The 20,551-nt window shown below is 70.9% G+C and carries 19 protein-coding genes and 2 riboswitches; of the genes, 12 read left to right on the top strand and 7 right to left on the bottom strand.

The window, feature by feature from the left end; all coding sequences use genetic code 11:
* Positions 1–228 precede the first annotated feature (228 nt).
* The 4 genes from ctaC (at position 229) to ACZ6Z8_RS06280 (ending at position 4,704) form a co-directional block, all read left to right on the top strand.
* Complete coding sequence (gene ctaC / locus ACZ6Z8_RS06295) at positions 229–1,083, top strand: aa3-type cytochrome oxidase subunit II (RefSeq protein ID WP_402815830.1); 855 nt, start codon at positions 229–231, stop codon at positions 1,081–1,083.
* Positions 1,080–2,855, top strand: a complete 1,776-nt coding sequence (gene ctaD / locus ACZ6Z8_RS06290) for an aa3-type cytochrome oxidase subunit I (protein ID WP_380415424.1) — start codon at positions 1,080–1,082, stop codon at positions 2,853–2,855. Before ctaC ends, ctaD begins: the two co-directional genes overlap by 4 nt.
* Positions 2,855–3,271: a cytochrome c oxidase subunit 4 gene (locus ACZ6Z8_RS06285; protein WP_402815828.1), complete on the top strand. Its 417-nt coding sequence runs from the start codon at positions 2,855–2,857 to the stop codon at positions 3,269–3,271. Before ctaD ends, ACZ6Z8_RS06285 begins: the two co-directional genes overlap by 1 nt.
* Positions 3,272–3,450: 179 nt before the next feature.
* On the top strand, positions 3,451–4,704 hold the full coding sequence (locus tag ACZ6Z8_RS06280; RefSeq protein ID WP_465606843.1) for a L,D-transpeptidase: 1,254 nt from the start codon (positions 3,451–3,453) through the stop codon (positions 4,702–4,704).
* A gap of 24 nt (positions 4,705–4,728) precedes the next feature.
* On the opposite strand, the gene ACZ6Z8_RS06275 is transcribed toward ACZ6Z8_RS06280, so the two are convergent.
* From ACZ6Z8_RS06275 to ctaE, 5 genes are all read right to left on the bottom strand, one after another.
* Positions 4,729–5,100 carry a GntR family transcriptional regulator gene (locus ACZ6Z8_RS06275; RefSeq protein ID WP_402815826.1) on the bottom strand — a complete coding sequence of 124 codons (372 nt, stop codon included), beginning with the start codon at positions 5,098–5,100 and terminating at the stop codon, positions 4,729–4,731.
* A gap of 116 nt (positions 5,101–5,216) precedes the next feature.
* On the bottom strand, positions 5,217–6,875 hold the full coding sequence (qcrB, locus tag ACZ6Z8_RS06270) for a cytochrome bc1 complex cytochrome b subunit (protein WP_465606841.1): 1,659 nt from the start codon (positions 6,873–6,875) through the stop codon (positions 5,217–5,219).
* Entirely contained in the window at positions 6,872–7,924 is a 1,053-nt protein-coding gene (gene qcrA / locus ACZ6Z8_RS06265) for a cytochrome bc1 complex Rieske iron-sulfur subunit (RefSeq protein WP_465606839.1), read from the bottom strand. Before qcrA ends, qcrB begins: the two co-directional genes overlap by 4 nt.
* Before the next feature lie 8 nt (positions 7,925–7,932).
* On the bottom strand, positions 7,933–8,742 hold the full coding sequence (gene qcrC, locus ACZ6Z8_RS06260; RefSeq protein WP_402815823.1) for a cytochrome bc1 complex diheme cytochrome c subunit: 810 nt from the start codon (positions 8,740–8,742) through the stop codon (positions 7,933–7,935).
* A 187-nt stretch (positions 8,743–8,929) separates the two neighbouring features.
* The gene (gene ctaE, locus ACZ6Z8_RS06255) at positions 8,930–9,550 is read right to left on the bottom strand and encodes an aa3-type cytochrome oxidase subunit III (protein WP_350515899.1); all 621 of its coding nucleotides are present in this window, start codon (positions 9,548–9,550) and stop codon (positions 8,930–8,932) included.
* A gap of 396 nt (positions 9,551–9,946) precedes the next feature.
* Here ctaE and ACZ6Z8_RS06250 point away from each other — a divergent pair, with 396 nt between their 5' ends.
* The 3 genes from ACZ6Z8_RS06250 (at position 9,947) to ACZ6Z8_RS06240 (ending at position 13,244) form a co-directional block, all read left to right on the top strand.
* Positions 9,947–10,372, top strand: a complete 426-nt coding sequence (locus ACZ6Z8_RS06250) for a response regulator (RefSeq protein ID WP_402815822.1) — start codon at positions 9,947–9,949, stop codon at positions 10,370–10,372.
* A 117-nt stretch (positions 10,373–10,489) separates the two neighbouring features.
* Positions 10,490–11,566 (top strand): anthranilate phosphoribosyltransferase, encoded by a 1,077-nt coding sequence (gene trpD / locus ACZ6Z8_RS06245; RefSeq protein ID WP_465606837.1) that lies wholly within the window; start codon positions 10,490–10,492, stop codon positions 11,564–11,566.
* A gap of 134 nt (positions 11,567–11,700) precedes the next feature.
* A riboswitch (SAM riboswitch) is annotated at positions 11,701–11,818 on the top strand.
* 52 nt (positions 11,819–11,870) lie between these two features.
* Entirely contained in the window at positions 11,871–13,244 is a 1,374-nt protein-coding gene (locus ACZ6Z8_RS06240) for an aminotransferase class V-fold PLP-dependent enzyme (RefSeq protein ID WP_465606835.1), read from the top strand.
* Positions 13,245–13,251: 7 nt separating this feature from the next.
* Here the strand turns inward: ACZ6Z8_RS06240 and ACZ6Z8_RS06235 are convergent, their stop codons facing one another.
* Positions 13,252–13,533, bottom strand: a complete 282-nt coding sequence (locus ACZ6Z8_RS06235) for an Lrp/AsnC ligand binding domain-containing protein (RefSeq protein WP_030240061.1) — start codon at positions 13,531–13,533, stop codon at positions 13,252–13,254.
* A gap of 42 nt (positions 13,534–13,575) precedes the next feature.
* Positions 13,576–14,307: a rhomboid family intramembrane serine protease gene (locus tag ACZ6Z8_RS06230; protein WP_465606833.1), complete on the bottom strand. Its 732-nt coding sequence runs from the start codon at positions 14,305–14,307 to the stop codon at positions 13,576–13,578.
* A 252-nt stretch (positions 14,308–14,559) separates the two neighbouring features.
* Between ACZ6Z8_RS06230 and ACZ6Z8_RS06225 the strand changes: the two genes are divergently transcribed.
* The 5 genes from ACZ6Z8_RS06225 (at position 14,560) to ACZ6Z8_RS06205 (ending at position 20,538) form a co-directional block, all read left to right on the top strand.
* The gene (locus tag ACZ6Z8_RS06225; protein WP_465606831.1) at positions 14,560–14,823 is read left to right on the top strand and encodes a hypothetical protein; all 264 of its coding nucleotides are present in this window, start codon (positions 14,560–14,562) and stop codon (positions 14,821–14,823) included.
* 131 nt (positions 14,824–14,954) lie between these two features.
* Positions 14,955–16,391: an NYN domain-containing protein gene (locus ACZ6Z8_RS06220; protein WP_465607488.1), complete on the top strand. Its 1,437-nt coding sequence runs from the start codon at positions 14,955–14,957 to the stop codon at positions 16,389–16,391.
* 211 nt (positions 16,392–16,602) lie between these two features.
* Positions 16,603–17,640 (top strand): C40 family peptidase, encoded by a 1,038-nt coding sequence (locus tag ACZ6Z8_RS06215; RefSeq protein WP_465606829.1) that lies wholly within the window; start codon positions 16,603–16,605, stop codon positions 17,638–17,640.
* A gap of 361 nt (positions 17,641–18,001) precedes the next feature.
* Positions 18,002–18,110, top strand: a riboswitch (cyclic di-AMP (ydaO/yuaA leader).
* 31 nt (positions 18,111–18,141) lie between these two features.
* Positions 18,142–19,266: an NlpC/P60 family protein gene (locus ACZ6Z8_RS06210; RefSeq protein WP_465606827.1), complete on the top strand. Its 1,125-nt coding sequence runs from the start codon at positions 18,142–18,144 to the stop codon at positions 19,264–19,266.
* Positions 19,267–19,491: 225 nt separating this feature from the next.
* Positions 19,492–20,538: a C40 family peptidase gene (locus ACZ6Z8_RS06205; protein ID WP_465606825.1), complete on the top strand. Its 1,047-nt coding sequence runs from the start codon at positions 19,492–19,494 to the stop codon at positions 20,536–20,538.
* The last annotated feature ends 13 nt before the right edge of the window (positions 20,539–20,551 follow it).

Below are 20,551 nucleotides of genomic sequence, written 5' to 3'. Positions count from 1 at the left end.
CGTATGGACCTCGAATGCCTACGATGACCTGCGACGCAGCCCATGCCGGGCCTGATCGGGCGACCGGGCGGCGCGTTACCGGGGGCTGCCCGTCAGGAGCGCATAAGGCTGGAGTAGGGTTTGGCCCGCATAAGCATTCAAACCGTGCCCGTGGACGGGTCGCCGGAGGGGCTCACACTCCCCTCCCGGTGCGACGCGAAGGCGGGCGAGACTTCGGGAAGGCGCTACGTGAGTCCCAACGGCTCCGACCGCTCGCCGCGGCGCACGATGCGGCGGAAGCTGCCTCAGGCGCTGGCACTGGGCCTCGTCATCGCGACCGCCACCGGCTGCTCGGCCAACGACCTCCCCAGGCTTGGCCTCCCGAGCCCCGTCACCAAGGAAGGACCCATGGTCCTCCAGATGTGGCAGGGCTCCTGGATCGCGGCGCTGGTGGTCGGCGTACTGATGTGGGGTCTGATCATCTGGAGCGTGATCTTCCACCGGCGCAAGCGCACCGGTGTGGAGATCCCCCCGCAGACCCGGTACAACGTGCCCATCGAGGCGCTCTACACCGCGGTCCCCATCATCATCGTCTCGGTCCTCTTCTACTTCGTCGCCCGCGACGAGGCGAAGCTGACGCAGGTCTCGGCGAAGCCGCAGCACTACGTCAACGTGGTCGGCTTCCAGTGGAGCTGGGCGTTCAACTACGAGAACACCGAGACCCCCGACCCGGCCAACAAGGACGCCGCGTACGACGTCGGTACGCCCAAGGACGCTCCGACGCTCTGGCTGCCGGTCAACGAGACGGTGCAGTTCCGGCTCACCTCTCGTGACGTCATCCACGACTTCTGGCCCGTCAACTTCATGATGAAGATGGACGTCGTGCCGGGCGTGGTGAACAAGTTCGAGGTCACCCCGACCGTCAAGGGCGACTACATGGGCAAGTGCGCCGAGCTCTGCGGCGTCGACCACTCGCGCATGCTGTTCAACGTCAAGGTCGTCGACCGCGCCGACTACGACAAGCACCTGGCCGAGCTTCGCGCCAAGGGCCAGAACGGCGCGGTGCCCTCCGGCGTCATCACCATGGGAAGTGAAGCGAAGTGACCATCCTCAACGAGCCCGCCGCGGCCGGCGGGGGCGCCGAGGCCGTCACGGTCGGGGCGCAGCGGACCCGGAAGCCGGGTTCGACCATCATCAAGTGGCTGACCACCACTGACCACAAGACGATCGGCACCCTGTACCTGGGCACGTCGTTCGCGTTCTTCCTGATCGGTGGCATCCTCGCCCTGGTCATGCGTGCCGAGCTGGCTCGTCCCGGGACCCAGATCCTGTCGAACGAGCAGTTCAACCAGGCGTTCACGATGCACGGCACGATCATGCTGCTGATGTTCGCGACGCCGCTGTTCGCCGGTTTCGCGAACTGGATCATGCCGCTGCAGATCGGCTCCCCGGACGTGGCCTTCCCGCGTCTGAACATGTTCGCGTACTGGCTGTACCTCTTCGGTTCGACCATCGCGGTCTGCGGCTTCCTGACCCCGAACGGCGCGGCCGACTTCGGCTGGTTCGCCTACTCCCCGCTGTCGGACGCGGTGCACTCGCCCGGCGTCGGCGGCGACATGTGGATCATGGGTCTGGCCTTCTCCGGCTTCGGCACGATCCTCGGTGCGGTCAACTTCATCACCACGATCATCTGCATGCGCGCTCCGGGCATGACGATGTTCCGGATGTCGATCTTCGTCTGGAACGTCCTGCTGACCTCGGTGCTGGTCCTGCTGGCCTTCCCGGTGCTGGCCGCCGCGCTGTTCGCCCTGGAGGCGGACCGCAAGTTCGGGGCACACGTCTTCGATCCCGCCAACGGCGGGGCGATGCTGTGGCAGCACCTGTTCTGGTTCTTCGGCCACCCCGAGGTGTACATCATCGCGCTGCCGTTCTTCGGCATCGTCTCGGAGATCGTCCCGGTCTTCAGCCGCAAGCCGATGTTCGGCTACTCCGGCCTGATCGCGGCCACCATCGCGATCGCCGGTCTGTCCGTGACGGTGTGGGCGCACCACATGTACGTCACCGGACAGGTGCTGTTGCCCTTCTTCTCCTTCATGACCTTCCTGATCGCGGTCCCGACCGGTGTGAAGTTCTTCAACTGGGTCGGCACCATGTGGAAGGGCTCGCTGAGCTTCGAGACGCCGATGCTCTGGACGGTCGGCTTCCTGGTCACCTTCCTCTTCGGTGGTCTGACCGGTGTCCTGCTGGCCTCGCCGCCGATCGACTTCCACGTCTCGGACTCGTACTTCGTCGTCGCCCACTTCCACTACGTGGTCTTCGGCACCGTCGTGTTCGCGATGTTCGCCGGCTTCCACTTCTGGTGGCCGAAGATGACCGGCAAGATGCTGGACGAGCGCCTCGGCAAGATCACCTTCTGGACGCTGTTCTTCGGCTTCCACACCACCTTCCTGGTGCAGCACTGGCTCGGCGCGGAGGGCATGCCCCGCCGCTACGCCGACTACCTGGCCTCGGACGGCTTCACCACCCTGAACACCGTCTCGACCATCGGCTCCTTCGTGCTCGGCCTGTCGATCCTGCCGTTCCTCTACAACGTCTGGAAGACCGCCAAGTACGGCGAGAAGGTCACCGTGGACGACCCGTGGGGCTTCGGCCGCTCCCTGGAGTGGGCGACCTCCTGCCCGCCGCCGCGGCACAACTTCCTCACGCTGCCCCGGATCCGCTCCGAATCCCCGGCCTTCGACCTCCACCACCCGGAGATCGCCGCGCTGGACTACCTGGAGAACCACGGCGAGCCGGCCAAGCACCTCGCCGGTGTGACCCCGGCGAAGTACGACGCCCCGAAGCTGGGCAAGGGCAAGCAGGAGGGTGACGCCTGATGAAGGAACAGGGAAAGATCTTCCTGGGCCTGTCGGTCTTCGTGCTGGCGATGGCCATCACCTACGGCCTGTGGACCAACCACTCGGGCCCGGGCCTGGAGGCCGCCGGTACCACGGCGCTGTTCCTCGCCTTCGGCCTGTGCGCCTTCATCGGGTACTACCTCGCCTTCACCGCCCGCCGGGTGGACAGCGGCGCGGGTGACAACCCCGAGGCCGAGGTCGCGGACGACTCCGGCGAGCTGGGCTTCTTCGCCCCGCACAGCTGGCAGCCGCTGTCGCTGGCGCTCGGTGGCGCGCTCGCCTTCCTGGGCGTGATCTTCGGCTGGTGGCTGATGTTCTGGGCCGCCCCGATCATCCTGATCGGCATCTTCGGATGGGTCTTCGAGTTCTACCGGGGCGAGAACCAGAACCAGTAGGTTCCCGCTCCCGACCACAGGGCCGGTCCTCCCGCACGGGGGGACCGGCCCTGCTGCGTCCCCGGGGTGACGGCCTCACTCACCCGGGTCAACGGAGGGTCGCCCGGATGTCGCCGGCCCCGGGCCGTTCCTACGATCTGAGCAATCGTGCGAATAGTGCAGACCCCTCGGAGGCGGTCATGGGCGACAGGCGCGGAATCGCAGGCATCGGCAGCATCTCGCTGGCCCTGGCAGTGCTGGCCCCGCTGGCCGCCTGCTCGTCCGGGGACGAACCCTCCGGGCCGCACCGGATCGACGCGGGACCGCTCGTCCACCTCTCCGCCGAGGGCAAGGTCGACCCCTCGAAGCCGGTCACCGTGACGGCCGTGGAGGGCAGCCGGCTCACCGACGTCACCGTGGTCGGCCCGGACGGCCGGGTGGTGGCCGGCCGGCTCGCCGACGACCAGCGCAGCTGGCAGACCACCGGACGGCTCAAGGCCGACACCGCGTACACCGTGCGGATCTCCGCCGACGACGGCAGGAACGGCCGTGGTGACACCACCGAGAAGTTCAGCACCCTGGCCGCCCAGCGCCTGCTCACCGCCAAGCTCGGCCCGGACTCCTCCGGCAGCGGCGTCTACGGGGTGGGCCAGCCGCTGACCGTCCAGCTCTCCGAGGCGGTCAAGGACCCGCAGGCCCGTCAGGCGGTCGAGAGCGCGCTGACCGTGACCTCCCAGCCGGCCGTCACCGGCGCCTGGTACTGGGTGGACGACAAGAACCTGCACTTCCGCCCGCAGGAGTACTGGCCGGCCGGCACCACCGTGTCGCTGGCCTTCGACGACACCGGCAGCCGGATCGCCGACGGCCTCTACGGGGGCGACCGCAGCTCGCTGCGGCTGCGGATCGGCGCCCGGGTGGAGTCGGTGATCGACGCGGCCGCCCACGAACTCACCCTCAAGCGTGACGGCCAGCCGGTCCGGAGCATCCCGGTCACCACCGGCAAGCCCGGCTTCGACACCCGCAACGGCATCAAGGTGGTGCTCGGCCAGGAGCGCTCGGTCCGGATGAGCGGCGAGACGATCGGCATAGCCGCGGGCAGCTCGGAGTCCTACGACCTGAACGTCGAGTGGGCCACCCGGGTGACCTGGAGCGGCGAGTACGTCCACGCGGCGCCCTGGTCGGTCGGCTCGCAGGGCGTGGACAACGTCAGCCACGGCTGCACCGGCATGAGCACCGACAACGCCAAGTGGTTCTACGAGAACACCCGGGTGGGGGACCTGGTGACGGTGGTGAACAGCCGCGGCGCCACCATGGAGCCCTTCGGCAACGGCTTCGGGGACTGGAACGTCTCCTGGACGGACTGGGTCAAGCACAGCGCCCTCGGAAAGCCCCTCAGCACCACCACTCCCGCCGCCCAGGCCCCGGCCGTCGGGATGATGCGCCCCGAGGTCTGAGGCCGGTCCCTCCGCTCGGGAGGGTCAGGCCTCCGGGTAGGCCACGCCCAGGGCCGTGACGGCGGCGGCCAGGGCGTCCGCGTGGGACAGGCCCAGCCGGCTCGCGCGCTCGGCGTACTCGGTGGCCGCCTCGGCGGCCAGCCGGTGGGCGGCGTCCCCGGTGGCGGCGATCAGGGTGCCGCGTCGGCCGTGGGTCTCCACCACTCCGTCCGCCTCCAGCTCCTTGTAGGCCCGGGCGACCGTCCCGGCGGCCAGCCCCAGCTCCTCGGCCAGGGCCCGTACGGTCGGCAGCCGCAGCCCGGTGGGCAGCGCGCCGGAGCGGGCCTGCTCGGCGATCTGGGCGCGGATCTGCTCGTACGGGGGAGTGGCGGCGGCGGGGTCGACGGACAGCTGCACGGGGGACTCCTGGAAGCGGTGCGGGTGCGGGGCCGGCAGGTGGGCAAAGGCCGAGGGCCGCCGACCAGATGAACTCTGGTCAGCGGCCCTCGGGGTGACGCGGGGTGCGTACGGGATCAGTGGTGGCCGTGGCCGCTGGTGATCTCGTGGTGCTCCTCGGCGGTGGGCTTGGGGATCTGGCTGCCCTCGCCGTAGAAGCCGCGGGAGAGCTTGGCCCGGGTGCGGGTCAGGGCGCCGGCCTTGCGGGCCACGCCGTTCCCGTCCGTCTGGGCCGGCAGCTCGATCGGCTGGTTCTGCTCGTGCGCCGTGAGCGTGTGCAGGTCCTTCTGCGGCAGCTGGGCGTGCACCTCGACGTACTCACCGTGCGGCAGGCGCTTGATGACGCCGGTCTCGCGGCCGTGCAGCACCTTGTCCTTGTCACGGCGCTGCAGGCCGAGGCACCAGCGCTTGGTGACGATGAAGGTGATGACCGGCACCACGAAGAAGCCGGTGCGCACGAAGTAGGTGATCGCGTTGAGCGACAGGTGGAAGTGCGTGGCGAACAGGTCGTTGCCACCACCGACCAGCAGCACCAGGTACAGGCTGATCCAGGCCGCGCCCAGGGCGGTGCGGACCGGGGCGTTGCGCGGGCGGTCCAGGATGTGGTGCTCGCGCTTGTCGCCGGTGATCCAGCCCTCGATGAACGGGTAGACCGCGATCGCGACCAGGACCAGCGGGAAGATCATCAGCGGGATGAACACACCCAGGTTCAGGGTGTGGCCCCACAGGCTGATCTCCCAGCCCGGCATGACGCGGATCAGGCCCTCGGAGAAGCCCATGTACCAGTCGGGCTGGGCGTCGGTCGACACCTGGTCCGGACGGTACGGGCCGTACGCCCAGATCGGGTTGATCGTGGCGATCGCCGAGATGGCGGCGATGATGCCGAAGACCAGGAAGAAGAAGCCACCGGCCTTGGCCATGTAGACCGGCATCAGCGGCATGCCGACGACGTTCTTCTCGGTCTTGCCCGGGCCCGCCCACTGGGTGTGCTTGTGGTAGAAGACCAGGATCAGGTGCGCGACCAGCAGACCGAGCATGATGCCCGGGATCAGCAGGACGTGGATGGTGAAGAACCGCGGCACGATGTCGTGGCCGGGGAACTCGCCCCCGAACAGGAACATCTGGATGTAGGTGCCGACCAGCGGGACCGCGAGGATCGCGCCTTCCATGAAGCGGATACCGGTGCCCGACAGCAGGTCGTCCGGCAGCGAGTAGCCGAAGAAGCCGTCGAACATGCCCAGGACCAGCAGCAGGAAGCCGAAGACCCAGTTGATCTCACGCGGCTTGCGGAAGGCGCCGGTGAAGAACACGCGCATCATGTGCACGAGCATCGCGGCCACGAAGACCAGGGCGGCCCAGTGGTGGATCTGGCGGATCAGCAGACCGCCGCGGATCTCGAAGCTGATGTCGACCGTCGAGGCGTACGCCTCGGACATCCCGATGCCCTTGAGCGGCACGTACGAGCCGTTGTAGACGACCTCGGCCATCGACGGCTTGAAGAACAGCGTCAGGTAGACACCGGTCAGGATGATGATGACGAAGGTGTAGAGGCAGATCTCGCCCAGCATGAAGGACCAGTGGTCCGGGAAGATCTTGCGCAGGTTGGCCTTGGCGAGGGAGTAGATCCCCAGCCGGCCGTCCGTCCAGTCAGCCGCGGCCTCCCACTTGTTGGCGGGGTTGGCACGCGTGCTGGAGGGCTTGGCGGCACCGGTCGTGGTGCTGCTCGCGCTACTCATCGAGCACGCTCCCAGAAGCTCGGGCCGACAGGCTTCTCGAAGTCGCCGGTGGCGACCAGGTTGCCCTTGTCGTCAGTGGTGATCTTCAGCTGCGGCAGCGGGTGGCCGGCCGGGCCGAAGATGACGCGCGCGCCGTCCGCCAGGTCGAAGGTCGACTGGTGGCAGGGGCAGAGCGCGTGGTGGGTCTGCTGCTCGTACAGGCTGATCGGGCAGCCGACGTGGGTGCAGATCTTCGAGTAGGCGAGGATGCCCTCGAAGCCCAGGTCGCGGGACTTGTCGTCCTTGATGTCCTCCGGCGCGATGCGCACCAGCATCAGGGCGTCCTTGGCGATGCGCTGCTGGAAGTCCTCGTCGTGGGTGGTGAGACCCTCCGGCATGGCGAAGGTCAGCGAGCCGACCACGAGGTCCTCGGGCTTCATCGGCTGCATGGTGCTCATGTTGACGAGCGCCAGCGGCTTGGCCGGGGTGGCCTCGCGCCAGCCCGTCTCCTGGAGCTTCTTCTCCGGCAGCGGGCCCAGGTCGCGGAGCAGGACCACGCCGGAGAGCGGGACCAGCGCCATCGACCCGATGAGGGTGTTGCGGATCATCTTGCGGCGACCGAAGCCGGACTCGGCGGCACCGGTCCTGAACTGCTCGATGACGTCGTTGCGGACCTCGTCGGAGGCCTCGATCGGGTGACGCTCGGACGGCATCTCGACGTCCGACATCAGGGTGCGGGCCCAGTGGACCGCGCCCGCGCCGATCATGAACAGCGCGACGCCCAGGGTCAGGCCGAGCGCGAAGTTCAGCGCGCTGACGTGACCCAGCGGGAAGATGTAGACGATCTTGTCCGGGTCGATGGCCACGTACGAGGCGATGAAGCCGATGGTGGCGAGCATCGAGACCACGAACATCAGCGAGACCTGGCGCTCGGCCCGCTTGGCGGCCCGCTCGTCGATGTCGGTGCGGCGGGGCTCGTGGGCCGGCAGGCCCGGGTCGGCGAACGGGTTGCCGTGGTCGGCCACCTCGCCGGCGGAGCCGTGCGGCTCCGGGAGCTTCTCTTCTGACATGTCGTGGCTCATGACTTCTTGGCCTTGGTGGTGTGGGCGGCGACCCAGATCGCGACCGCGATGAGCGTGCCGAGGCCGAAGATCCAGCCGAACAGACCCTCGGTCACCGGACCGAGGCTGCCCAGGGTGAGACCGCCGGGGTTGGGCTCATCGTTGGTGGTGTGGCGGACGAAGGCCACGATCTGCTTCTTCTGCTCCTCGGGCATGGTGCTGTCCGGGAACGACGGCATGTTCTGCGGGCCGGTCTGCATGGCCTCGTAGATGTGCTTGGCGTCCACGCCCTCCAGCGACGGGGCGTACTTGCCCTTGGTCAGGGCACCGCCCTGGCCCGCGAAGTTGTGGCACTGGGCGCAGTTGGTGCGGAACAGCTCGCCACCCTTGGAGATGTCCTGGGGGTCGGTCGAGTTGTACTGCTCCGGCTTCGGCGCGATCGGGCCGGGGCCGAGCGAACCGATGTACGCGGCGAGCTGGTCGATCTCGCCCTGGGTGTAGATCTTCGGCTTGCGCGGCACCTGGGCGCCGGGCTGCTGGGCCGGCATGCGGCCGGTGCCGACCTGGAAGTCGACGGCGGCGGTGCCGACGCCGACCAGGCTCGGACCCTCGCTGCCGCCCTGGCCGTTGATGCCGTGGCAGGAGGAGCAGCCGACGGCGAAGAGCCTCTTGCCCTCATCGATCGCGAGCGACTGCGCGGCGACGTCGGCCTGCGCCTTGTCGGCGGGCGCGAACGCGGCGTACAGCCCCCCGGTTGCCGCCAGGGCGAGAAGTAGGACGACCAGCGCCGCCAATGGGTGGCGCCGTCGTGCGGAGAGCTTTTTCACGGAATAACCCCGGTGTCAGGATCTGGTCGACTGGTGGGTGCACCCGGCGGCCGGTCTGGCCGGCACGAGGCTGCCTGTCCAAGGCTGCGCGCGCGGTCGGTCGGTGGGAGCGTCGGCACCGGCAGAAGCGGCCCGTCGCCGGTGAGGGCGGGGGCCGCAGCCGGTGGCCAGCGACCTGATCAGCTGGTTACTTGATCAGGTAGATGGTCGCGAACAGGCCGATCCACACGACGTCGACGAAGTGCCAGTAGTAGGACACGACGATCGCGGCGGTGGCCTGCTCGTGCGTGAAGCGCTTGGCTGCGTACGTCCGCCCCAGGACCAGCAGGAAGGCGATCAGACCGCCCGTCACGTGCAGACCGTGGAAGCCGGTGGTCAGGTAGAACACCGTGCCGTACGGGTCCGAGGACAGCGAGAGGCCGTCGTTCTTGACCAGCTCGGTGTACTCGTAGACCTGGCCGCCGATGAAGATCGCGCCCATGAAGAACGTGAGGGCGAACCACGCGCGGAGCTTCTTCACGTCACCGCGCTCGGCGGCGAACACGCCGAGCTGGCAGGTGAGCGAGGAGAGCACCAGGATCGTGGTGTTGATCGAGGAGAACGTCACGTTGAGGGCGTGCGCCTTCTCGGCCCAGAACTCGGCTCCCTTGACGGAGCGGAGCGTGAAGTACATCGCGAAGAGCGCCGCGAAGAACATCAGCTCGGAACTGAGCCAGACGATCGTTCCGACGCTGACCATGTTCGGTCGATTGACCGATCCGTGCGCGTGCCCGGTTTCTGTTGCTGTTGCTGTCGCCACGACGGACATTATGTCGGTCCCTTATTCCGTCTTCACGTCGGGGGGTGTCCCTCGGAGTGTCCGGTGCGTGCGGTATGCCCGCTTGGGGGGCGACGGGGTGTCCGTACGGGGGCTGAGCAGCGGCGTGTCCCTTTTCTGACGGTTCCTCGGACGGGTGCGCGACCCCCTTGCCCGGTGCGTCGTTGCACGGACGGCGCACCGCCGGGGTGTAGGGGAGAGGATGCCGTGTCCGCCGTCCGGGTGGACCGGCGGGGCCCGGGTGACGGGCCGTCCTCCGGGTGGGTGAGCCGCGGGCGGGGCGGCTCGGGGAGGAACGTGCGCGAGGGGGACCGGCGACGGGGGAAACGGGAGTAGCATCCGGGTCAGGTGAACGTGGTCCGGATCACACTTGAGGGAGCAGGGTCCATGGCGTACACGACCGACGAGACGCTCACCGTCCTCGTCTACAGCGACGACCGCAACACCCGCGAGCAGGTGCTGACGGCACTCGGCCGTCGGCCCGCCGAGGATCTTCCGGAGCTGTCCTACCTGGAGTGCGCGACCACCCCCGCGGTGATCAAGGCACTGGAGAAGGGCGGGATCGACCTCTGCGTGCTGGACGGCGAGGCGGTCCCGGCCGGCGGGCTCGGCCTCGGGCGCCAGCTCAAGGACGAGATCTACGGCTGCCCGCCGGTGCTGGTGCTGATCGGCCGGCCGCAGGACTCCTGGCTCGCCGCCTGGAGCCGGGCCGACGCCGCGATCTCCCACCCGGTCGACCCGGTGGCACTGGCCGGGGCGGTGGCCACCCTGCTGCGGGCGCGGCTGGCGAAGCGGGCCCCGGTCGCACGCTGAGCGGTGTCGTCCCAGTACCGGAGATGACCGGGGCCGGGCGCCCCACCGCTCGATAGGCTGGCTCCATCCGTACGGACGTCCCCCGGTGCGGGGAACCCACAACAGCTGGAGTCAGCCATGGTGAACGTGAACCCTGCGAACGGTGGTACCGACCCCGCGCAGGTGGTCCGCACCTGGCCGGACCTCCTGGCGGCACTGTTGAAGGGGGAGGACCTCGACCGCTCGTCCACCGCGTGGGCGATGGACCGGATCATGAGCGGCGAGGCGTCCCCCGTCCAGGTGGCCGGGTTCATGGTGGCGCTGCGGGCCAAGGGCGAGACGGTCGACGAGATCGCCGGTCTGGTCGACGCGATGTACGCGCACGCCGAGCCGCTGGACATCCCCGGCCCGGCGGTCGACATCGTCGGCACCGGCGGCGACCGGGCGAAGACCGTCAACATCTCCACCATGTCGGCGATCGTCGCGGCGGCCGCCGGCGCCAAGGTGGTCAAGCACGGCAACCGGGCCGCCTCCTCCTCCAGCGGCTCCTCGGACGTGCTGGAGAAGCTCGGGGTGGCGCTCGACCTGTCGGCCCGGCGGGTGGCCGAGGTGGCCGAGGAGGTCGGGCTCACCTTCTGCTTCGCCGCCAAGTTCCACCCCTCGATGCGGCACGCGGCCACCGCGCGGCGCGACCTCGGGGTGCCGACCGCCTTCAACATCCTCGGTCCGCTGACCAACCCGGCGAAGGTCACCTCGCACGCCATCGGCTGCTTCGACACCCGGCTCGCCGGGCTGATCGCGGGCGTGCTGGCCCGGCGCGGGGCGACGGCGCTGGTGTTCCGCGGTGACGACGGGCTGGACGAGCTGACCGTCACCACCACCTCGCGGGTGTGGGTGGTGCGCGACGGGGCGGTCACCGAGACCGGCTTCGACCCGCGGGACGTCGGCATCGAGCTGGTCGGCATCGAGGCGCTGCGCGGGGCCGACGCCGCGTACAACGCCGAGGTCGCGCGCCGGCTGCTGGCCGGGGAGCGCGGGCCGGTGCGGGACGCCGTCCTGCTGAACACGGCGGCGGCGCTGGTCGCGATGGACCTCGGCGACGCGCCGCTGACGGAGCAGCTCGCGGCGGGGATGGTCCGGGCGGCCGAGGCGATCGACTCGGGCGCGGCGCAGGAGCTGCTGCGGCGCTGGTCGGAGGCCACCAGCCGGATCTGAGACGGTAGTTGAGGGCCCGTGCCGTTCCGTCGGCACGGGCCCTCGGGCTGCCGCCCGCCGCGGGGGCGGGAACGCCGTCCGGATGGTGGATGCCTGTTTGACCGTCCGACGCACCCGACCTAGAGTCTTCGCCAGGTCATGAGTGACAGCGCCAAGCCCCAGCTGGCTGTCCGGCAACCCTCCGTCCGTGGCGGGGTGCCCTGGGTGAGGACCGGGTCGCCGGGCAAGCCGTCCGCGCGACAAGCGCGGACGCCGGACGACGAGCACTCCCGGGGTCCCTTACCCCCCGAAGGAGTGCATCCTCATGTCCCTCGCCACCGAGACCTCCGCCCCGCTCGCCGTCCTCGGCCACGACGTCCAGGTGCCGCTCGCCAGCGGTGAGAAGGTCGGCTACGCGGCGCTCGACTACGCGGCCAGCGCGCCGGCGCTCCAGCGGGTCTGGGACGACGTCGCCGCCTACGCGCCGTACTACGGCAGCGTGCACCGCGGCGCCGGGTACCTGTCGCAGCTGTCCACCGACCTGTTCGAGCAGAGCCGCCGGACCGTCGCCGACTTCCTCGACCTGCGCGAGGGCGACCAGGTGGTCTTCACCCGCGCCACCACCGACTCGCTCAACCTGCTGGCCTCGGCCGTGCCGGCCGGCACCCGGGTGTTCGCCTTCGAGACCGAGCACCACGCCTCGCTGCTGCCCTGGGCGCACGCCGGGCTGGAGGTCCGCTACCTGCGGGCGCCGCGCTCGCGGGCCGAGGCGGTGGCCGCGCTGGAGGCGGCGCTCGCCGCGGCGCCCGAGGGGCCGAAGCTGCTCTGCGTGACGGGCGCCTCCAACGTGACCGGCGAGCTGTGGCCGGTCGCCGAGCTGACCGGGACCGCGCACCGGTACGGCGCCCGGGTGGTGCTGGACGCCGCCCAGCTGGCCCCGCACCACCGCGTCTCGGTGCGCGAGCTGGGCGTCGACTGGATCGCCTTCTCCGGCCACAAGCTGTACGCGCCGTTCGGCGCCGGGGTGCTGGCCGGGCGGGCGGACTGGCTGGACGCGGCCGAACCGTACCTGGCCGGCGGCGGGGCGACCCGGACGGTGGCCCGCGAGTCGGACGGCTCGGTGGCGGTGCAGTGGCACACCGGCCCGGCCCGGCACGAGGCCGGCTCGCCGAACGTCATCGGCGCCTACGCGATCGCCTCGGCCTGCCGGGCGCTGACCGAGGCCGGCTTCGACGCGCTGGAGGCCCGGGAGCGGCAGCTGGTCGAGCGGCTGACGGCGGGGCTGGCGGAGATCCCCGAGGTCAAGGTGCTGAACCTGTTCGGCGAGGCCGGCGACAGTCGGAGCAGCGCCCGGGTGGGCGTGCTGTCCTTCGTCGTCCGGGGCTGGAACAGCTCGCACTTCTCGGCCGCGCTGTCCGCCGAGTACGGCATCGGGGTGCGCGACGGGCTGTTCTGCGCCCACCCGCTGGTGCGGACACTGCTGGGGGACGAGGACGTGGCGCCGTCCGAGTGCGGGGCCCCGGAGCCCTCGCTCCCGGGGGAGCGCAGCCTCAACGCGATCCGGGTGAGCTTCGGGGCCGGCACGCCGGACGAGCACGTCGAGCGCTTCCTGACCGCCGTCCGCGAGCTGGTCACCGACGGCGCGGCGTGGAACTACCGCAACGAGGGCGGCCGTTGCGTCGCCGACAGCCGCCGCTAGGGCGGGACTACTCGTCCAGGCCGAGGGCGAAGGCCGCTTCCAGGTCGTGCTGGGAGTAGGTGCGGAAGGCGATCTGGGTCTCGGTGTGGGCCACGCCCGGGACCTTGTTCAGCCGGCCCGGGATGACCTCGGCCAGGTCGTCGTGGCGGCGCACCCGGACCATCGCCACCAGGTCGTAGCCGCCGGTCACCGAGTAGACCTCGCTGACGCCCTCGATGGCGGCGATGGCCTCGGCGATCTCCGGGATGCGGTCGACGCTGGTCTTGATCAGGACGATGGCGGTGATCACTGTTCAGGGCTCCTTCGTGAGGTGCGGCCAGCGTATCGGGCCTCAGCCGGGGCGTCTCGGGGGGTGGCCGACGACGGTGCAGGCGTAGAGGAAGCCGGCCGAGAAGCCGACCACGTGCACCAGGTAGGCCACCCCGGGACCGGCCGAGTGCACCGACCACCACTGCAGGGCGAACCAGAGGCCGAGCACCAGCCAGGCCGGGAAGCGCAGCGGGAGGAAGAGGAGCAGCGGCACCAGGGTGGTCACCCGGGCCCTCGGGTGGAAGCGCAGGTACGCCCCGAGCACGGCGGAGATCGCGCCCGAGGCGCCGATCAGGACCCGGGTGGAGTCGGGAGAGTGCGCCTCGGCGAGCGCGAAGCCGTACGAGGCGAGGCTGCCGGCGGCCAGGTAGAAGAGGAGATACCTGGCCCGGCCGACCCGCCGTTCGACGGTGGGGCCGAAGACGTGGAGGAAGAGCAGGTTGCCCAGCAGGTGGAGCCAGCCGGCGTGCAGGAACAGCCCGGTGAGGGCGGAGACCGCCGGGTGCTTGCCCGGGGTGGGGGAGGCGGGGCAGCCAGGGACCGGGTCCGGGCCCGCGGCCAGCTGCTCGGCGGTGAGCGGGTGGCCGGTCAGCAGCTCGGCGGGGACGGCGCCCCAGCGCTGCTCGTACCGCTGCTCGGCGCAGATCCGGGCCTGGCCGGTGCCGTACAGCGGGTTGAGGCCGGCGGCCGGGCCGAGCAGGAAGACCAGGGTGTTGACCGCGATCAGGGCGTACGTGACCGCCGCTGCGGGCACCGCCGGGCGGTCTCCCCGCGCTTCCGTGTACCGGGGGGCCGCGAGCGCCATGCGGCCAAGCATCCCTCCGCGCGCGGCAGGTGACACGGCGGTTTACGGCAAGTGGACCAGCCGCCGTGTTCCGGCAACCGGTGGTCGGGGTGGTTGCCCCAGGCAATAGGCTTGGGGCGGGCAATCCCGTCTCCCGCCGCCGACGCCGGGGCTCCGGGGGGAGCGCCTAGCCCACCCAGGGACCAGCCGAGAGGATCCCCGATGACCGTCCCCGCACTGACCGCCGAGACGCGCTGGCGCTGCACGCTGTGCGGCAACCTCACCCGCTTCGACGTGACCCGCACCGCGCGGGTGACCGAGTTCCTGCACTTCGACCTGGCCGGGGACTCCAAGGTCGAGGAGACCGAGGTGCACAGCGAGACGATCGAGTCGGTGCGCTGCCGCTGGTGCAACGCGGTGGACCAGGTCGAGCTGGTGGCCCGCCCGGGTGCCGAGGGCGCGGAGGCCCCCGCCGAGCAGGGCTGACCCCGCCGGTGCGGTGGGCGGTGCGCGACGCGGCCGTCCACCGCACGGGACAATACAGACAAGACGCACGGAGCGTGACGACAGGGGCGGCCGCGGGCCGCACCCGCTGGACCAGGATCGGAGCCGAGGACGTGGTGGACGCAGCGAGGGAGCCCGGCGAAGCGCAGGGGCTCCAGCCCGCTGCGCAGGCACCGGAGCCGGCCGCCGGGGCGGTCCCGTCGGAGCCCGCCGCGCCGGAGCCCGCCGCGGAGCGCGTGGTCGAGAAGCTGGACCGGCCGCTGCCGGAGGGGGTGCGCCGGCGCGTGGTCGGGCTGGCCTCCGACGCGCTGAGCGGGCTGCCACCCGCGGAGCTGCCGCAGAGCCTGCGTCAGTACGTCAAGTTCACCCCGGCCCGGCGGGCCAAGTACGCGGCCACCGCGCTGGCGGCGGCGCTGGAGTCCGAGCCGGCCTTCCGGGTACGGATAGCGGAGCGGCTGCGGCTGGGCCAGCCGGACCTGGTCAAGGCGCTGGAGTCGGGTACCGTCCCCGGCGCCGCCGATCCGATGGACGTCGCGGCCGCCGCCTACCTGGTGCGCTCGGCGGGTTGGAGCCGACTGGTCACCGAGGCCGGCGAGGAGGCCGAGCGGGCCGGTGCCGAGGACGCGGCGGCGGAGGCCACCCGGCTGGTGGAGAAGCTGCAGGCCGAGCTGGCCGAGGTGCGGGCCGCGGCGCGGGCGGACCTGGACCGCCAGCGCGCGGAGTTCGAGGGCGTCCGGCGGGAGGTCGAGTCGCTGCGCAAGAAGGTGCGGTCGCTGGAGAGCGACACCCGCCGGGCGCAGGCCGAGACCCGGCGGGTGACCGGGGAGCTGGAGGCCGCGAAGGCGCAGGCCGCGGGCGAGCGCAGTGCGGCCGAGGGCGAGGCCCGACGACTGCGGCACCGGGTGTCCGAGCTGGAGACCGCGGCCGAGCAGGGCCGCCGGTCGGCCCGCGAGGGGCGCAGCGTCGAGGACATGCGGTTGCGGCTGCTGCTGGACACCGTGCTGCAGTCGGCGCAGGGTCTTCAGCGCGAGCTGGCGCTGCCGGTCTCCCAGATCCGCCCGGCGGACCTGGTGGAGGCGGTGGTCCCGGGGGCGGCCTCGCCGCACGAGGTGGCCCGGCGCGGTCTGGCCGAGGACGATCCGGCGCTGCTGGACCAGCTGCTGGCGATCCCGCAGGTGCACCTGGTGGTGGACGGCTACAACGTGACCAAGACCGGGTACCCGACGTTGCCGCTGGAGCAGCAGCGGATCCGGCTGCTGGGCGGGCTGGCGATGCTCGCCCAGCGCACCCAGGCGGAGGTCACCTGCGTGTTCGACGGGCAGGACCTGGACGTGCCGGTCATCATGGCGCCGCCGCGCGGGGTTCGGGTACGGTTCAGCCGGACCGGGGAGACGGCGGACGAGCTGATCCGGCGTCTGGTCCGGGCCGAGCCGCAGGGCCGTCCGGTGGTGGTGGTGTCCACCGACCGGGAGGTCGCGGAGGGCGTGCGGAAGGCGGGTGCGCGCCCGGTGGCCTCGGTGCTGCTGCTGAACCGGCTCGCCCGGCCCTGATCCGGGCCGGTGGCCGTGATTCCTGGTCAGTGCCCTTTTCGGGCGCTTTCCGTGGGGGTGTGCGGATCCGGTGAAGCCAGCGTGGGAACCGGAGTTCACGCCTTCGGGGGAGTGGCAAAACGGATAGATCTTCACTAGGGTCTGGCGTCAAACCTATTTTCCGGAATCTCACCCGAACAGGTGAGTCCATTGGAAGAAGGAGCCGGATCCCTTGGCCTCCCACCGCCGTCCCAAGCAGCCGAGCCGCGCGCGGGTCTCCGTGCTCACCGCTGCCGCTGCGACCGCGGTCGCCCTCTCGGCCCAGGTGGCCGCGCATGCCGCGCCGCAGCCGAACACGTCCGACGTCAAGGCGCAGATCGACCAGCTCCAGCAGGAGCAGGAGCAGGCGGCGGAGAAGTACAACGGCGCCAAGGAGCGTGCCGACCAGCTCCGCAAGCAGGCCGACCAGCTGCAGGACCAGGTGGCCCGCAGTCAGGACCAGATGAGCCAGCTGCAGACCGGTCTGGCCCAGGTCGCGGGCGAGCAGTACCGCACCGGGGGCATCGACCCGTCCGTCCAGCTGATGCTCTCCTCCGACCCGACCGGCTACCTGGACAAGGCGTCGAGCGTCCAGCAGGCCAGCGCGAGCCAGACCGAGGCGCTCAAGGGGCTGCTCGACCAGCAGCGCCGGCTGGACCAGGAGAAGGCCGAGGCGGCCGCCGTGCTGGCCTCGCTGGACGCCACCACCAAGGACCTCAACCAGGCCAAGACGGACGTCAACCAGAAGCTGAAGGCCGCGCAGGACCTGCTGAACTCGCTCAGCGCCGCCGAGCGGGCCGCGCTGAAGGCCCAGCAGCAGCAGGACGACCGCGCCTCGCGCGGCGCGGCCCGGGTCGACCTCAGCAGCCTGCCGCCGGCCAGCGGCTACGCGGCCGTGGCCGTGGCCAAGGCGATGAGCAAGCAGGGCTCGCCGTACGTGTGGGGCGCCACCGGGCCGAGCACCTTCGACTGCTCGGGCCTGATGCTCTGGTCGTACGCCCAGGCCGGCGTCTCGCTGCCGCGCACCTCGCAGGAGCAGGGCGACGTCGGCACCCGGGTGCCCTCGCTGGACCAGGCCCAGCCGGGCGACCTGGTGATCTACGGCAGCGACCGGCACCACGTCGGGATGTACATCGGCAACGGCATGGTGGTCCACGCGCCGCACACCGGTGACGTGGTGAAGGTGATGAAGGCCGACGCGATGCCGATCAACACGATCCGCCGGGTCTGACGGCCCGACACGCCCGAGGGGTCCGACTCCGGCCCTGTGATCCGCGCCACCTCCCGACCGGGGGTGGCGCTTCGGGTTTGCCCGCAATCGGCCGACCGGTGAGCGTCGATCAGCTTTGCGTGCGGCGGCGATCACGATCAGTCATTTTCACAAAAGAACATGGGTAATCTTCCGTCTTTTTTCTGACAAGGATTTGAACGGATCACGGTTCAGTTACTAGGGTCGTGCCCCGAACCACCGCACTGTCGATCACCCAGCCTGGGTGGCGGCGGTGGTTTCCGTCGAGTTCGCGAAACAGCGGGGCAGGTCGAAGCGACTGCCCGACAGGGGAGCCCAGTGGTCGGGGGCGCTGCGGAGCGGAGCCGGGGAACCACGTTCCTCCGGGGTGAATCGGCGCCAGGTCGGCCGTTGCTGAGGCCGTGAGGCGTCGTAGGGCATGCTTCCGGCCCGAACCCGTCAGCTCACCCGGTAGACGGAGGTAGGAAGAAGGAGTCCGCCTTCGTGGCGTCCCATCGTCGTCCCAAGCCCGCCGGCCGCGCCCGTGTCTCGATCCTGACCGGTGTCGCCGCCGCGGCCGTCGCCCTCTCCGCGCAGACCGGCGCGCACGCCGACCCGCAGCCGACCAAGGAGCAGGTCAAGGAGCAGGTCGACCAGCTCAACGAGCAGGCCGAGCAGGCGACCGAGAAGTACAACGCGGCGCAGGAGAAGCAGCAGGAGCTGGAGAAGCAGGTCTCCGGCCTGCAGGACCAGGTGGCCCGTCAGCAGGCGCAGGTCACCGACCTGCAGGGCGGCCTCGCCGAGATCGCCGGCGAGCAGTACCGCAACGGGGGTATATCCCCGACCGTCCAGCTGATGCTCTCCTCCAGCCCGGACAACTTCCTCAACCAGGCCGGGGCGCTGAACCAGGCCGGTGACACCCAGAAGAACCAGCTGAAGCAGCTCCAGGAGCAGCAGCGCAAGCTCGACCAGGACCGCACCGAGGCCCAGGGCAAGCTCGCCGAGCTGGAGTCCACGACCACGCAGCTGAAGGCGTCCAAGGAGGACGTCCAGAACAAGCTGAAGGCCGCCCAGGACCTGCTCAACACGCTGACCGAGCAGGAGCGCCAGGCGATCAAGGCGGCCGAGGAAAAGGCCGCCGCAGACGCCAAGGCCAAGGCGGACGCCGCCGCGCAGGCCTCCCAGTCGGGCTCCGGTGACCGCGCCTCGCGCGACAGCGGCCGCTCCGACCTCGGCTCGGGCTCCTCGAGCGCGCCGGTCAAGATCGCCCCGGGCAGCTCGCACGGCGCGGCCGCGCTGGCCGCCGCCGCCTCCAAGGTCGGCAGCCCGTACGTCTGGGGCGCCACCGGCCCCAGCTCCTTCGACTGCTCCGGCCTGATGGTCTGGGCGTTCAACCAGGCCAACGTGTCGCTGCCGCGCACCTCGCAGGAGCAGGCCGGCGCCGGCACCCGGATCGGCACGGACCTCTCCCAGGCCCAGCCCGGCGACCTGCTGATCTTCTACAGCGACGCCCACCACGTCGGCATCTACGCGGGCAACGGCCAGGTGCTGCACGCACCCAAGCCGGGTGCCTCGGTGCGCTACGAGGCCGTCTCCAACATGCCGCTGGCTTCCATCGTGCGGGTCTGATCCCCGCCCGGTCCGACGGGCCCGGTCCTCCACCACGGAGGGCCGGGCCTGCGGCTTTTCCGGCGACGCGCTCTGGTGTCCGAATAGGGGTCAAATATTCGGGTCAGGAGGGGTTTGGACTCACTTGCCCGGACTCGCTAACGTCTGCCACCGGACTCCCGCTCGACGGCCGCCCACCGGGGCGCGGCCGCGGGGCCGCGCCGCAGGACTGGAGCCGCTGCCGCCATGCCCGTGCACCGCCGTTCCCAACTGCTCGCCCGTGCGCTGGTACTGACCGCGGCCGCCACCACGGCCCTGGGCGTGGCGACCGCCGGCAGCGCCCAGGCCGCCCCCGGGGCGCCGGACACGCCCGACCGCAAGGACGTCAAGGCGCAGGTCGAGCAGCTGTACGACGAGGCCGAGCAGGCCTCGGAGAAGTACAACGCCGCTCAGGAGGCGCAGAAGCGGCTCCTGAGCGAGACCGCGAACCTGCAGGGCGAGGTAGCCGCCGCCCAGGACCAGCTCAACCAGCTGCGCGGGGACCTGGCCACGGTGGCCGGGGCCGAGTACCGGAGCGGCGGGATGGCCCAGACCGCCCAGCTGATGCTCTCCACCGACCCCGAGGCCTACCTCGCCCGTGCCCGCACCCTCGGCCAGGCCGCCGAGCGGCAGCAGGAGACCCTGCACGAGCTGGTCACCCGTCAGCGCAGGCTCGACCAGCGCCGCGCCGAGACGGCGGCCAAGCTCGCCGAACTGGACCAGGCCCGCCGCTCGCTGGCCGAGAACAAGCAGCAGATCCAGCAGCGGCTGGCCGCGGCGCAGAAGCTGCTGAGCGGCCTGGGCGTCGCCGAGCGGGCCAGGATGGCCGTCCAGGACGCCCGGGAGGCCGAGCAGCGCGCCACCCGCGGCACCGACCGGCTGGACCTCGGCACCGCCCCGCCCGCCTCCGAGCGCGGGGCGGCCGCGCTGGCCGCCGCGGTGCGGATGATCGGCTCGCCCTACGTCTACGGATCCACCGGGCCCCGCGCCTTCGACTGTTCCGGTCTGATGTACTACAGCTGGCGGCAGGCCGGAGTGACCCTGCCGCGGACCTCGCAGGCCCAGGCGTACGCCGGGCAGCGGATCAGCCTCTCCGAAGCACGGCCGGGAGACCTGGTGATCTTCTACCGGGACATGCACCACGTCGGGATGTACGCCGGCGGCGGGGTGATGGTGCACGCCCCCTACCCGGGCGCCAAGGTCCGGTACGAGAGCGTCAACTCGATGCCGGTCTCGGGGGTGGTCCGGCTCTGAGCGCGACGCCTTC

It is taken from the genome of Kitasatospora sp. NPDC101108, assembly GCF_055584725.1.
Note: the sequence above shows the minus strand (reverse complement) of the source record. Positions and strands in the feature narration are given on the sequence as shown.

Excerpts from the sequence above, each read along its gene's own strand:
- ctaE (WP_350515899.1), bottom strand. The coding sequence starts at position 9,550 with ATGTCCGTCGTGGCGACAGCAACAGCAACAGAAACCGGGCACGCGCAC.
- ACZ6Z8_RS06225 (WP_465606831.1), top strand. The coding sequence starts at position 14,560 with ATGACCGTCCCCGCACTGACCGCCGAGACGCGCTGGCGCTGCACGCTG.
- ACZ6Z8_RS06250 (WP_402815822.1), top strand. The coding sequence starts at position 9,947 with ATGGCGTACACGACCGACGAGACGCTCACCGTCCTCGTCTACAGCGAC.
- ACZ6Z8_RS06205 (WP_465606825.1), top strand. The coding sequence starts at position 19,492 with ATGCCCGTGCACCGCCGTTCCCAACTGCTCGCCCGTGCGCTGGTACTG.
- ACZ6Z8_RS06285 (WP_402815828.1), top strand. The coding sequence starts at position 2,855 with ATGAAGGAACAGGGAAAGATCTTCCTGGGCCTGTCGGTCTTCGTGCTG.
- qcrA (WP_465606839.1), bottom strand. The coding sequence starts at position 7,924 with ATGTCAGAAGAGAAGCTCCCGGAGCCGCACGGCTCCGCCGGCGAGGTG.
- ACZ6Z8_RS06240 (WP_465606835.1), top strand. The coding sequence starts at position 11,871 with ATGTCCCTCGCCACCGAGACCTCCGCCCCGCTCGCCGTCCTCGGCCAC.
- ACZ6Z8_RS06280 (WP_465606843.1), top strand. The coding sequence starts at position 3,451 with ATGGGCGACAGGCGCGGAATCGCAGGCATCGGCAGCATCTCGCTGGCC.
- qcrB (WP_465606841.1), bottom strand. The coding sequence starts at position 6,875 with ATGAGTAGCGCGAGCAGCACCACGACCGGTGCCGCCAAGCCCTCCAGC.
- trpD (WP_465606837.1), top strand. The coding sequence starts at position 10,490 with ATGGTGAACGTGAACCCTGCGAACGGTGGTACCGACCCCGCGCAGGTG.